The organism is Paenibacillus doosanensis, from assembly GCF_025060755.1.
GTDB classification, from domain to species: domain Bacteria; phylum Bacillota; class Bacilli; order Paenibacillales; family NBRC-103111; genus Paenibacillus_S; species Paenibacillus_S doosanensis.
This window is the reverse complement of sequence record NZ_JANYUY010000080.1, coordinates 15,935-29,034: the sequence shown is the minus strand read 5'-3', so window position 1 is coordinate 29,034 and position 13,100 is coordinate 15,935. Positions and strand designations below refer to the sequence as shown.

The following is a 13,100-nucleotide window of genomic DNA, read 5'->3' as shown; positions in this document are numbered from 1 at the left end:
GTACTTGAACCGAAGGGTTCTGGGAGAGTAGAACGTCGCCAAGCGGTACATTCCCTGATAGCTCAGTTGGTAGAGCACTCGACTGTTAATCGAGTTGTCACAGGTTCGAGTCCTGTTCGGGGAGCCACATGCTTCCATAGCTCAGTAGGTAGAGTGCATCCATGGTAAGGATGAGGTCACCGGTTCGATCCCGGTTGGAAGCTCCATAGCGAGGCCCGTTGGTCAAGGGGTTAAGACACCTCCCTTTCACGGAGGTAACAGGGGTTCGAATCCCCTACGGGTCACCATTAATTCTTGCAAAGTAAATCTGGGTTACTTTGTGAGGGCATCATAAAGATACATACGGAGGCTTAGCTCAGCTGGGAGAGCATCTGCCTTACAAGCAGAGGGTCGGGGGTTCGATCCCCTCAGCCTCCACCACGCCGTTGTAGCTCAATTGGTAGAGCAACTGACTTGTAATCAGTAGGTTGGGGGTTCAAGTCCTCTCGACGGCACCATGTTTCTTTACAGTAATGGGGATTAGCCAAGCGGTAAGGCAACGGACTTTGACTCCGTCATGCCTAGGTTCGAATCCTAGATCCCCAGTTTTAATATGAGCCATTAGCTCAGTTGGTAGAGCACCTGACTTTTAATCAGGGTGTCGTAGGTTCGAGTCCTACATGGCTCACGTTTAACTCTTGCGCGCGTATGGCGGAATTGGCAGACGCACTAGACTTAGGATCTAGCGGGAGACCGTGGGGGTTCAAGTCCCTCTACGCGCACTGTTTATGCGGAAGTGGCTCAGCGGTAGAGCATCGCCTTGCCAAGGCGAGGGTCGCGGGTTCGATTCCCGTCTTCCGCTCCAATAAGATGTGCCCTTAGCTCAGCTGGATAGAGCGTTTGACTACGAATCAAAAGGTCGGGAGTTCGAATCTCTCAGGGCACGCCATATTACTTAAACTAAAATAACAGCTTATGAAGTGAACTACTTTAGTACACTGCATATACCATCGGGACGTAGCTCAGCTTGGTAGAGCACCTGGTTTGGGACCAGGGGGTCGCATGTTCGAATCGTGTCGTCCCGACCATTTTTATTTATGCGGGTGTAGTTCAATGGTAGAACTCCAGCCTTCCAAGCTGGTAGCGTGGGTTCGATTCCCATCACCCGCTCCATAATTGAAATGAACCGGCCTTGATCTAATCAAGGCCTTTTTTGCATGCCTTTAATAAATTACATTGTTGATTATTAATAAAATAAACCTTTGCGCCAAGGAGCAGCGATATGGTACCACTATCATCCAGGTTTTATGGCATCAACGATAAGAGAAATAAATCCTAGCTTTCCGTTTTGATTTCTATGGTCAAACCGTTTGGAGCGGTAAATAAATCCTTTATTTTCATCCCATTCGCGATAATGAAACTCACCCTCCTCGTCACAGTATTCTAAAAGCAATACATCGAATCCTGCATCCTTAAATGTCGAACTTAATGTCTTATAGTTATGTACAATTTTATGACTTGCTGCGGGGTGATCTTCCGGACCTGGTCCCCCAACCTTCACCATATTTTGATACCATTCGTTTTGAAAAAATGCATCGGGTACAGCACAGCGAACATATCCGCCAGGTTTTAAAAAATTAAAACAATTGCTGGCAGCTTGTACACCTTCCTCATAAGTAAGATGCTCCCATACATGTTCAGCTAGTATTGCTGATAGGCTGTTGGGTAAAAAACGCTCCCTCCAGTGTTCACGGTTGAGCAGATTCATTTCTTCTTCCTGGGTATGAATCCACCCGGGGTTATTGTTCTGTTGGCCTGCTCCAATAACGATTTTGAGTTCCATACTTCACCTCCAATAGGTAGCGGTTGATAATGTTATTTTAAAGCTTCTAATTATGCATATAAATGGAGTTATTTTGTATTTGTATGGAAATTTGTTATCTAAAATAAACACCCTATTCACATGGGAATGGGGTGTTTAGGTGATGTATGTAGTAGCGGTAAATAAGTGCAGCTTAGGGACATAAACAATAAATGAGATTAACTTGCAGCAATCGGTTGTCTTACGATTTTGACTTCATAGAAAGAAATCTTATTGGAGATAATGTAATCCGGCGTTCCGCCACGATGAGAGTGGGCTTCTTTAAAAGCCTCGCTGCGAGTCCAAGCCTGGAAATCTTCTTTTTTGTTCCAGCGGGTACTTACAGTAACTTCATCGTATTCCGGCGTATTTTCCGTAAGCAAAACCTCCAAGCCCAGAAAGCCTTCCATATATTCTACTTTACCGACTTTGTTGAAGCGTTCGATCAGTTTCTCGCCGCTTCCTCTAGTAATATGAGATGTGTTTGTCACAATAACCATGTAAATTCCTCCTAATGATTGTTTATTGTTTTTAAAGGGATGATGATCGGATATTGATCCTCAAATGTAACTCTAGCCTCGATTTTGTAAACCTCGTTTAAAAAATGAACATTAATAATTTCTTTAGGATTTCCGGCGATTTGAACTTTTCCATCCTTCATTGCGATCATATACTGGCAGTAACATGCTGCTTGCTGAAGATCGTGAAGCACCATGACCACGGTTATCTTCAGTTCCTGATTGATCCTCTGAAGCATTTCCATAACGTCAAGCTGATGCGAAATGTCCAGGAATGTTGTAGGTTCATCCAGCAGGATGATGTTCGTTTTTTGCGCCAATGCCATTGCGATGCGTACTTTTTGCTGCTCACCTCCTGATAAAGTATGAAACATTCGCTGCTCGTGTCTTTTGGTGCCGGTTATATTCATTGCCCAGTCGATGATCTGCTCATCGTCTTTGTTCATGCGGTCAAACATTCGTTTGTAGGGCGAACGGCCATAAGAGATAAGCTCTTTCACGGTAAGATCAGGGATTGAGCTTTTGGACTGCGTTAGCATGGATAAGGCTTGAGCAAACTCGACCGTTTTGTATTCTTTGATGGATTTGCCGTAGAGAAGCACTTGCCCGCCGTCCGGCTGCAGCAGCCGGGAAATAATCTTAAGCAAAGTCGATTTGCCGGAGCCGTTCGGGCCGACGATAGCGGTCATCTTCTCCGGAGGAATAGATACGTTCACTGAGTTCAGACGGAAAGAACCTACTTGAAGCTGTATTTGGCTGGTTTCCAAAGCATTCATCACATGATTCTCCGTTTCTTCAACAAGTATAAAAAGAACGGTGCTCCCAAGCTTGCGAGCAGAATCCCGACAGGCAGCTCAATCGGATCGAACCAGGACCGTGCGATAGTATCCGCAAGAGCTACGAGCGCCGCACCGCCGGCGATAGATAACGGAAGCAGAAATCGATAATCTTCGCCTACCATCATCCGCACGGCATGGGGGACGACAAGCCCGACAAAGCCGATTAAGCCTCCGACACTGACGGCGGTTCCGGCCAAAAAGGAAGATAAGACAATGATAAGAAAACGCTGGAACTCCACCTTTTGACCGAGCAGTTTGGCAGAATCATCACCGAGCAACAAGAGGTTAGACGCTTTAACGGTTAACAGAGTAAGAAGAAGCCCGATGATAGCGTATGGAGCCATAAATCCAAAATGGTACCAGCTTCGACCGTTCAATCCCCCTGCAAGCCACGGCAGAACCGCCTGCACCCGATCGCTGTAAATCACCATAATGCCGCTTGTTATTGCTCCAAGCAACGCATTAATCGCAACGCCGGCTAAAATAATTTTGAGAGGCGAGGCTCCTTTATCCCATGCCAGTACGTAGATAAGCAAAGAAGTGAGCAGCGACCCTAAAAAGGCGACGGCAGGAAGCATATAGCTGTACTGCGGGAACACGATCATGGCGGTAATAGCCGCCAAGCCTCCTCCTGCTGAGACGCCGATGATGCCCGGATCTGCCAAGGGGTTTTTCATAACGCCTTGCAAAAGCGCTCCGGAGCCTGCCAGGCAAGCGCCGACTAACAACCCGATCAATACTCTGGGAAGTCGCAAATTCATAATAATTTTTTCATACATGGGTTGGCTCTCGCTCGTAAATACGGCCCAAATATCTTGAAGTGAAATGGAGACCGATCCGTAGGAAAGGCCATAGAGGGAGACGAGAATAAGAAGAATTGGCGCCATGCCTATCATGAGCCTTCTTCTTGCAGCGCGTTGCAACGTGTTCATCCTTTCACCGCTTGGAGAAGCTTCGCCAAGTAATCGATCGCTTCGATAATACGCGTACCTGGACTCGTACCGAACAAATCGGCAGGCAGTACTTCAACACGGTTGTTTTTTACGGCGTCGAGGCTGTTCCAGGCCGCATTTTGCTGCATTTCCTTCATGAAGCCTTCCTTCACTTTCTCGGAATTTCCGTGGCTCATAATGAGAACGAGCTGCGGGTTCGATTGGATAATTTTTTCGCTGTTTAACTGAGCGTACTGCGGGTAGTTTTCCAGCTTGGGATAATCCGCTGCGATATTTTCTCCTCCGGCGGTTACGAGGATATCTCCGCTTAAGGAATTGTTCAAAGCCGCCATATAAGTGCCGGGGGCTCCGTATACCAAGAGAACTCTCGGTTTCGTTTGATTTTGCGCCGTTTGAAGCTGCTGTACCTTCGTATCGATTTGACCGATCAGTTCTTTGGCTTTGTCGTCTTTATGCAACAGCTGGCCGAATAAAACAATTTGCTTCTTAATCTCATCGATCGAATTGGCGCTTGTCAGTACCATTTTGGAGCCAATTCCTTCAATAGCGGGGATATCCTTCATGTTCATCGGATTGTTGCCGAGAACGACATCGGGACCAAGATATGCGATTTTCTCCAAATCGATTCCATGAGTGGAACCGACTTGCTCTACATTTTGTAACTCTTTGCCTACAGAACTGTCCGTTGATGTAGGTCTGCCAACCAAATCTCCGCCAAGTGCTTGGATGATATCCGTTTCTCCGTTGGCTAGAGCGGCGATCTTGGTCGGAACCGCCGGGAAGGAGACGGTACGGTCGGCGAAATCCTTAATCGTAATGGAATTGCCTGTATTGTTGACCGCAGCATTGGCTGAATCGCCGGGAACTTGATTGCCGCAGCCGGATAATCCGAGAAGAATAGCCGCCAAAATAAAGCTTTTGCGCATAAAATACCTCCTGAAGTTGCAAAAAAACATTAACCTAAATGATAATGAATCTCATTATTAACAAAATGATAATGAATATCAGTTAGGGTGTCAATGGAATTGCGACAATCTTATCTATAAGAAAATTCAATAATAGAGACAAAGCGTATCGCCAAACGGCCCAAATAGGCATGGTTGCGCGTTTTTTTCGATAAATCAGGCGCTGACGCTCTGGAAATGGCTTAAATCAATGGGTTGACAGCCTTTGGAAGGTTGAGCTAATATCTATTCGTAATGCTTAAAAGCAAAATTTTTACAACGGGAACTGAGGTGTTGGGATGGACGGAGCCTAGACGCGTGAGTTTTCCTGTGCATGCAGGATTTCATAAGCAAGTGGTGGGATCGCTTTTTTTTTTGTTAATTTATTGAGAATGATTCTCGTTATTAACAATTTTGAAGAGTGAACGTTTTATCAGAAAGTTATTCAAGAATGTGGAGGAGAACAAACACTGTGAAGAAATGGTTAGCTTTACCGTCTTTTTTAGTCATGCTGTTCATGGCGGTTTTACTCGTGGCGCCGGCAGCGCAAGCGGCTGATTTGTCTGATGGAACGTACACCATCGACTACACCATCAAGCAAGCCCAAAACGATTCGGTTTCCATGGCGAATGATTATTTTGAGAAACCGGCTAAAATCTCCGTCAAAAACGGTGAAATGACGATGCAGATCCAAATGAATCACAGCAAGTGGATCACTGTATTCAAAGTTCCGGACAAAGACGATTTCGTGGATGGTAAGGTCATCAATAGCGACGCCGATAACGACACGAGAGCGGTGGAATTTAAAGTAGAGGATATATCGAAGCCTCTGTTGTCCAAGATTCACGTTACGGTAAAAGATATCGATTACGACCATGATTACACGATTCGCTTCGTTTTTGACGCTAATAGCCTCAAAAATACGGGTGCGGCAGCAGCGCCAGCTCCAGCCAAAACAGAGGAAAAAGCACCGGAAGCAAAGGTGGAGGCTAAAGCAGAGGCTAAACCGGAGGCCAAACCGGAACAGGCGCCAAATGCAGCTGCCAGCCAACCGTCTGCCAAAACGTCCAGTACTGACAATGCGGCTGCAGTATCGCCTGTAAAAGCCGATAACCCGGCACCGGCAGCTGAAGCGAAGAAGCAGGAAGCGGCGGCGGTCAGCAGTGATACCAGCAAGGCAGAAGCGCCGGCAAACCCTAAGACCGGAGATAGCACGCCTATCGCAGGATGGATCGGCTTGATCCTGGTTTCGGCATTGTTCCTGTCGTATCGGTTCATCGGCAAAAAGCGTCGTGCTTAAATGAACGGCAATCGTAGACGGACTTTTGGGAATGTAGACATGGCCTCATATCCATCGATTTTATTTTTTATTGTAGAAGGAGAGAAATCATTTTGAACAGGTATTTCAGGAAAGTGTTCTCGGCCTTCCTAGTGCTGTTTGTATTGCTTGGGACGATACATATCCCGGCAACGGAAGCAGCCGGTGGTTCGGTCGTGAAAATGGCGTCGGTAACGGATTCGGTATATGCCGAAAGTTCCGAAGAAAGCATCAACTTTATGATTTACAAAAAAGGTACGAACGAACCTTCCGTCATGTACGATTATGTGGATGCAAACAGCGGTAAGCTGATTGTACAAAACGGTAAGCAGTACGTATCGTTCACATTGAAGCAAAGCGCCGAGATTACGTCCTTTAAGACGATGCAAAACGGAGCTTTGGCAGAAACAACGATCGTAAGCGAGAACAAAGCGGCAAATACGCGAGTTGTGCAATTTGCTGTCGATGATTTGAACGCGCGCCTCACCGGTTGGGTGAAAATTTATTGGCAATTAACGCCGGACTTCCTGTACGACAAAGAGTACGATGTTGAGCTCGGATTCAGCAAGCAGGTGGTAAAAACCGCGCTAAACGCAGCGATTGCCGACGCGCAAGCGAAGCATGATGCGGCTGTGGAGGGAACGGAAGCGGGCCAATATCCTGCAGGAGCCAAAGCGACATTGCTGACGGCGATCGGTCAAGCGAAGGCGGTAGCGGATAATGCAGCGGCAACTCAAGCGCAAGTCGATGCAGCAACAACGGCACTGCAAGCGGCCGTAACAGCGTTCCAGGCTTCGGTTAATACAGCGTCATCGGAGCAGTATGATTTGAATTTTACGGCACTGCATGAGACGGAAGACAAAGCATCTTCAATGGATAGATACTTTGTGAAGCCCGGGAAACTAACGGTGCAGCAAGGGCAAAAGAAAGTGACGTTGACGATCACCGATCATCAAGCGGTACCGAGTTTCCAGGTAGAGCAAAACGGGGCTATGGTGGAAACAACGGTCATTAGCGTCGATACGGTAGCCAATAAGCGGGTAGTACAATTCCCGATTGAAGACTTGGCTGCCCTGCTTAATGCGAAGGTACACGTATCGGCGAAAATGCCGAATGGTTCCGCATATGAAAATGATTATATTATTCGTTTGAAATTTGACGTAGGCAATAAAACGACCTTAAACGCAGCGATTGCCGACGCGCAAGCGAAGCATGATGCGGCTGTGGAGGGAACGGAAGCAGGACAATATCCTGCAGGAGCCAAAGCGACATTGCTGACCGCGATCGGCCAAGCGAAGGCGGTAGCGGATAATGCAGCGGCAACTCAAGCGCAAGTCGATGCAGCAACAGCGGCACTGCAAGCGGCCGTAACAGCGTTCCAAGCGTCGGTTATTAAGAATAATTCAGGAACGGGAACGATTCCTGACGGCGAATATATGATTGATTACACGATCTACAAAAAAGGTACGGATGAAAACTCTGTAATGTACGATTATGTAGATCCGGCTAGCGGTAAGTTGACTGTAGAGGGCGGCAAGAAGTATGTGTCGTTCAAGCTGAAGCAAAGCGCGGAAATCAAATCGTTCCAAACAGAGCAGAACGGGGCTTTGGAGGAAGCGAAAACGGTCAGCAGCGATGAAGCCGGAAATACGCGCGTGGTTCGCTTTGAAGTATCGGATTTGACCAAACGCTTGAACGGCTGGGTCAAAATTTATTGGCAGGTAACTCCAGAATTTTTGTACGATCATGAGTATGATGTTGAGCTGGGATTTGGCGATATTTCTGTAGATTTCACCAAACCGTTGAAAGACGGCGAATACCAGTTCAGTTATCAATCCGAGCAGGTGGCGGGTAAATCGTTGAGTGATTTTGTGGAGCCATCGGGCGGACTTAAGATTCAAAACAATAAGAAGGTAGCGTCTTTCAAATTGAAGAGCGGAGTAACCGTCAAGAAAATCCAGCGTACTGCTGCGGACGGCTCCAAACAGGACATTACACCACAATATGCGGCCAAGGAAACGGGACTTGTTCGTGTCCTGGCAAGCGATGCGAGTGCAAAAGAAGTTCAATTCGAAGTGGAGGATTTGACATCGACCTATTCGATTGAACTGCAGAGCGGAGACGGCGAGGCCGCTCAAATTCATCAATTCGATTTTTCATTTAACAAAGTGGTGTTTGTAAGTGCGTCTACAGATGAAGGCAATACTGGCGGCGAAAACGGCAATGGTAACGGAAATGGTAATGGTAGTGGTAACAGCGGTGGCGGAACCGGCGGCGGAAGCAGTGGAGGCGGAGGCGGCTCCACGGGATCGAGCTCCAGCTCCTTATCGGATGGCCAGTACACCGTAAACTTTATGATCAAAAAGTACGGCACGGATGAGAGATCGGTTATGCAGGATTATGTTATCTCGCCTGGGGTACTGACCGTAGATGCAGGACAAAAATATTTTTCCTTCACATTAAAGCAAAGTAAAGAAATTACGAGCTTTAAAACGATGGTTGATGGGGGCTTGGCTGAAACGCAAGTCATTAACCGAAGCGAAGAGAAAAACACGCGTGATGTTCAGTTCCCGGTAACCGATCTGTCCAGCAGATTAAAGGGCTGGGTCAAAGTAGATTGGGCGGAATTCAATTACTTCCATACCTACGACGTTGAAATCGCGTTCGATCTATCCAGCGCGAAGAAAATTAAGGGAACGGCCGGACTTTTGGGCGGCGGCGCAGGCGCTGTAGTAGCTTCACTGAAAAACGGGGAATACGATCTGGATTTCACGGCGCTGCAGTACAGAAACAATCTGGAATCCAAGGTGAATGACTATGTCGCTCACCCTGCCAAATTAATTGTTAAAGACGACAAGCGGTATGTTTCTATCACCATCAACAAGCAAAATGAAATTTCCGATTTCCGGGTGGAAGTGGAGAAAACCAAAGAAGCTACGGATGGAAGCACCAATTCTGACGGAAGTCCGGCAACGGTCATCGAGAAAGCGATGGAGGCGGCCGAGGTTGTCAGCCAGAACGATGCGGCCAACAGCCGGGTTGTTAAATTCGAAGTGAAGGATTTGACCCAAGCATTGCACGTCCAGGTTGACTTCGTTCAGCCGGACGTTGAAGACGAGCAAGCAGAGGCAGCGGCTAACATGTCTTCGGACAGCGAAGAGGAAAGCAGCAGTTCTACTCCTGCTCCTAAGAAGGTAGAAACCGCCGATGCGGATCTTGTTTTCGATATTGATGCGTTTGGAAAGAAAGCCAGCGAAGAGGGAACAGAGGTACCTATTACGGGAGGGGAACCGACAGTTCCAGGTGAACACGAGGCTTCCTCACTCGTTGACATCCAAGACCATTGGGCGAAACAGTCGATTGAGCGAGCCATTGCTCTTGGTATCGTGAACGGCTATGAGGACGGAACGTTCCGTCCGGATGGAGATATTAGCCGTGCTGAGTTTACGGCCATGATCGGCCGGGCGCTTAAGCTTCAGGGAACTTCCGATGAGCTCGGTTTTGCCGACGCGGACAGCATTCCGAATTGGGTGAAGCCGACTGTCGGGCAAGCGGTGCAGGAAGGAATCGTCAACAGCTACGAAGATCAAACGTTCCGCGCAGACCGCAAAATTACGCGTTCGGAAATCGCCGTAATGATTGCCCGCGCGTTGAAGCTGCCTAACGATTCGGAGAACGAGTTGGACTTTGCCGACGCCGATCAAGTTCCGGATTGGGCGAAAGCTCAAGTAGCGGCAGCGGTAGAACTGGGCATGATCAACGGAAGGGACAACAACCTGTTCGCACCGAATGCCAGCGCCACCCGCGCTGAGGCGGTAACGTTGATTTTAGCTATGTTAAATCATGTGAAGTAAGGCTCGATTGGAGAAAAAAGACGAAGCACTATCTGCGGGGATGCCGGGCGACCGGTGTCCTCCTCGGTTTTTTAAAGCAATAAAGCGACGTCGAGAAGCCATTCGGACCTCAGTAGAGACTTATCTCACCGCTTAAAAATGATTGGGGGGACAAGACAAATGATGAACACACGCAGGATGATATGGATCATCGAGCTAATTTTTATTATGCTCACAGGCTGCTCGTCGGGGATCAATATGACTCCTCCGGTCGAAGCCAGCTCTAGCGATCAACAACGGGTCATATCGACGACAGTGGCGGTAACGCAAATTATGGACGCTTTGGAGCTGGATTTGGTAGGGATTCCTAAAAGCTATAAGGAGCTGCCGAAGCGATACGACGGTGTGACTGAAATCGGGAACCCGATGAGCCCGGATATGGAACTGGTCAAGTCGTTGAATCCGACCGATGTGCTGTCTGTTACTACGCTGGAGTACGATTTGGCGCCGGTTTTTCAAAATGCCGGTGTAGGGGCAACCTTCCTCGATTTGACCAGCGTGGAAAAAATGAACGAGGCCATTAAGACGTTGGGCAATAAATACGGCCGGGAGAAGCAGGCACAGGCTATTGTTAACAAATACAACGACAAGCTGGCCGAAATCCATAAGAAAATCGAAGGCAAGCCGTCGCCTACCGTACTGATTTTGCTCGGAGTGCCGGGAAGCTACCTGGTTGCTACGGAGCAATCGTACATCGGGAATCTGGTGAAGATCGCCGGAGGGAAAAATATCGTACAAGGCGAATCGGTCGAATATTTGGCTTCCAACACGGAGTATTTGCAGCAGGCGAATCCGGATATTATTTTACGGGCGGCCCATGGAATGCCGGAAGAAGTTGTCAAAATGTTCGATAAAGAATTTCAAAAGAACGACATCTGGAAGCATTTCGATGCGGTGAAAAATAAGCGGGTTTACGATCTGGAAGAACGTTTGTTCGGGACGACGGGCAATTTGGATGTTAACGAGGCGTTAGACGCACTCATGGGCATGATGTATCCGTAAGATTAACCATGTTAATAATGAAGGGCGCATAATAATGAATAAAAAAGTGATAAGCATAGCGTCCGTGATTCTCCTGCTCATTGTGGTCATCGCCATTTCGGCTACGACCGGAAGCATTAAGGTAAGCAGCTGGGAGCTGATTCACGGGCTTGTTACCGGGACGAATAAAAATGTGCAGGTCATTCGTGACTTGCGTCTGCCGAGGATTATTATCGCGCTGTTCGTAGGAGCGGCATTGGCGGTGTCCGGGGTGCTGCTGCAAGCGGTGATGAGAAGCTCGCTGGCGGACTCAGGAGTGATCGGCATTTCTTCGGGAGCGGGGTTTATCTCGATTTTGATAGTTACGATATTCCCGAAATGGTTTTTCTTTATGCCGCTGTTCGCTTTTCTCGGCGGCGCGCTGGCTTGCTTTCTCGTATATTCCTTTTCCTGGAAGGCGGGGCTTAGTCCGATTCGTATTATCCTCGTAGGTATTGCGGTGAACGCGACTTTTACCGGACTGGGGCAGTCGTTCAATTACCGGGGCAGCTATGCGGTGACGCAAGTGAACCAGGCTACGACTTCGGTATTTACGATGAAAACTTGGAACGATGTCGAAGTCATGGTCATCTATGGCACGATCGGGCTGATCCTTGCCATGATGCTGTGCTCTTGGTGCAACATGCTGGCACTGCAGGATAAGTCGGCGAAAAACTTGGGGCTGAACGTCAATCGGGCTCGGCTGCTCGTTTCGGTCGTAGCGGTTCTGCTGGCTGCTGTCGCAACGGCCATCGGCGGACTGATCGCCTTTGTCGGTCTGCTCATTCCGCATATCGCCCGCATTCTGGTAGGCTCCGATCATAAGGTGCTGATTCCTTTCAGCGCGCTTACGGGAGCATTGTTGATTTTGACGGCGGATACGCTGGGGCGGACGGTGGTGGCGCCGACGGAAATTCCGGCTTCGATTATTATGACGGTGATCGGCGGACCGTTTTTGATATTTTTACTGAGAAAGAGTGATCGAATCCATGGAAATTAAAGACATTACATTTTCCTATGATAAAAAGAACGATCAGCTGAAATCCGTCACCGGTCATATTGAGCCAGGGAAAATTACGACCATCATCGGTCCCAACGGCTGCGGGAAATCGACGCTGCTGGGCGTCATGTCGCAAAACTACACTCCGCGAAACGGAGAAGTAATACTGGACGGCAAAGCGATCAGCTTGTATAAGCCGAAGGAGCTGGCCAAGAAGCTGGCTGTCGTTCATCAGCATAACGACGCTCCATCGGATATGACCGTGGAGAAGCTGACGGGATTCGGCCGGATGCCTCATAAAAGTATGTTTTCGCAAAGTAACGAAGAAGATGAACAGGCGATCGAATGGGCGCTGAACTGCACCAATCTTCAATCGAAAAGAAAATTGACCATCGATCAATTATCTGGAGGAGAGCGGCAAAGAGTATGGATTGCCATGGCGCTGGCGCAGAAGACCGGCATTTTGTTCTTGGATGAACCGACGACGTATTTGGATATTTATTACCAAATCGAATTGTTGGAGCTGATCAAACAGCTGAATGCAAAGTACGGTCTTACGATCGTAATGGTGCTGCATGATATTAATCAGGCGATCCGCTACAGCGATCATTTGATCGTCATGAAGCAGGGGGAAATCGCCATGAAGGGTGCTCCGCATGAAGTTATTACCGAGAGTACGGTCAAGCTGATTTATGGAGTGGACGTTGTGGTGAAAAGCGGAGAGGACACCGGTCTTTACATGGTGCCCGTTGGTATTTAATGAGGGAAGGTGAGC

10 protein-coding genes and 12 tRNA genes are annotated in these 13,100 nt (G+C 48.1%); 17 read left to right on the top strand and 5 right to left on the bottom strand.

The window, feature by feature from the left end:
- Window positions 1-51: 51 nt before the first annotated feature.
- The 12 genes from N0M98_RS32000 (at window position 52) to N0M98_RS31945 (ending at window position 1,152) form a co-directional block, all read left to right on the top strand.
- Window positions 52-127: transfer RNA gene (locus N0M98_RS32000), tRNA-Asn, on the top strand.
- A gap of 3 nt (window positions 128-130) precedes the next feature.
- Window positions 131-206 (top strand) — tRNA-Thr (locus N0M98_RS31995).
- Between the two features lie 6 nt (window positions 207-212).
- Window positions 213-287: transfer RNA gene (locus N0M98_RS31990), tRNA-Glu, on the top strand.
- 57 nt (window positions 288-344) lie between these two features.
- Window positions 345-420, top strand: a tRNA-Val gene (locus tag N0M98_RS31985).
- Window position 421: 1 nt separating this feature from the next.
- Window positions 422-497, top strand: a tRNA-Thr gene (locus N0M98_RS31980).
- Between the two features lie 16 nt (window positions 498-513).
- Window positions 514-585 (top strand) — tRNA-Gln (locus N0M98_RS31975).
- Between the two features lie 9 nt (window positions 586-594).
- A tRNA-Lys gene (locus N0M98_RS31970) sits at window positions 595-667 on the top strand.
- Window positions 668-681: 14 nt separating this feature from the next.
- Window positions 682-761 (top strand) — tRNA-Leu (locus tag N0M98_RS31965).
- A gap of 8 nt (window positions 762-769) precedes the next feature.
- Window positions 770-844: transfer RNA gene (locus N0M98_RS31960), tRNA-Gly, on the top strand.
- A gap of 7 nt (window positions 845-851) precedes the next feature.
- Window positions 852-928: transfer RNA gene (locus tag N0M98_RS31955), tRNA-Arg, on the top strand.
- A 62-nt stretch (window positions 929-990) separates the two neighbouring features.
- Window positions 991-1,067: transfer RNA gene (locus N0M98_RS31950), tRNA-Pro, on the top strand.
- Window positions 1,068-1,078: 11 nt separating this feature from the next.
- A tRNA-Gly gene (locus N0M98_RS31945) sits at window positions 1,079-1,152 on the top strand.
- Between the two features lie 121 nt (window positions 1,153-1,273).
- On the opposite strand, the gene N0M98_RS31940 is transcribed toward N0M98_RS31945, so the two are convergent.
- The 5 genes from N0M98_RS31940 to N0M98_RS31920 form a co-directional block, all read right to left on the bottom strand.
- Entirely contained in the window at window positions 1,274-1,822 is a 549-nt protein-coding gene (locus N0M98_RS31940; protein WP_259620305.1) for a class I SAM-dependent methyltransferase, read from the bottom strand.
- A gap of 197 nt (window positions 1,823-2,019) precedes the next feature.
- Window positions 2,020-2,340, bottom strand: a complete 321-nt coding sequence (gene isdG / locus N0M98_RS31935; protein ID WP_259620304.1) for a heme oxygenase — start codon at window positions 2,338-2,340, stop codon at window positions 2,020-2,022.
- An 11-nt stretch (window positions 2,341-2,351) separates the two neighbouring features.
- Window positions 2,352-3,134, bottom strand: a complete 783-nt coding sequence (locus tag N0M98_RS31930) for an ABC transporter ATP-binding protein (protein WP_259620303.1) — start codon at window positions 3,132-3,134, stop codon at window positions 2,352-2,354.
- Entirely contained in the window at window positions 3,134-4,129 is a 996-nt protein-coding gene (locus N0M98_RS31925) for a FecCD family ABC transporter permease (protein ID WP_259620302.1), read from the bottom strand. The genes N0M98_RS31930 and N0M98_RS31925 overlap by 1 nt, the downstream gene beginning before the upstream one ends.
- The gene (locus N0M98_RS31920) at window positions 4,126-5,076 is read right to left on the bottom strand and encodes an ABC transporter substrate-binding protein (protein WP_259620301.1); all 951 of its coding nucleotides are present in this window, start codon (window positions 5,074-5,076) and stop codon (window positions 4,126-4,128) included. The genes N0M98_RS31925 and N0M98_RS31920 overlap by 4 nt, the downstream gene beginning before the upstream one ends.
- A gap of 490 nt (window positions 5,077-5,566) precedes the next feature.
- Between N0M98_RS31920 and isdC the strand changes: the two genes are divergently transcribed.
- The 5 genes from isdC (at window position 5,567) to N0M98_RS31895 (ending at window position 13,085) form a co-directional block, all read left to right on the top strand.
- Window positions 5,567-6,394, top strand: a complete 828-nt coding sequence (gene isdC / locus N0M98_RS31915) for a heme uptake protein IsdC (RefSeq protein ID WP_259620300.1) — start codon at window positions 5,567-5,569, stop codon at window positions 6,392-6,394.
- A 92-nt stretch (window positions 6,395-6,486) separates the two neighbouring features.
- Window positions 6,487-10,266 (top strand): NEAT domain-containing protein, encoded by a 3,780-nt coding sequence (locus N0M98_RS31910; protein WP_259620299.1) that lies wholly within the window; start codon window positions 6,487-6,489, stop codon window positions 10,264-10,266.
- Between the two features lie 162 nt (window positions 10,267-10,428).
- Window positions 10,429-11,307, top strand: a complete 879-nt coding sequence (gene isdE, locus N0M98_RS31905) for a heme ABC transporter substrate-binding protein IsdE (protein WP_259620306.1) — start codon at window positions 10,429-10,431, stop codon at window positions 11,305-11,307.
- A gap of 34 nt (window positions 11,308-11,341) precedes the next feature.
- Window positions 11,342-12,325, top strand: coding sequence for a FecCD family ABC transporter permease (locus tag N0M98_RS31900; RefSeq protein ID WP_259620298.1), 984 nt, complete (start codon window positions 11,342-11,344; stop codon window positions 12,323-12,325).
- The gene (locus N0M98_RS31895) at window positions 12,315-13,085 is read left to right on the top strand and encodes an ABC transporter ATP-binding protein (protein WP_249866399.1); all 771 of its coding nucleotides are present in this window, start codon (window positions 12,315-12,317) and stop codon (window positions 13,083-13,085) included. The genes N0M98_RS31900 and N0M98_RS31895 overlap by 11 nt, the downstream gene beginning before the upstream one ends.
- Window positions 13,086-13,100 lie beyond the last annotated feature (15 nt).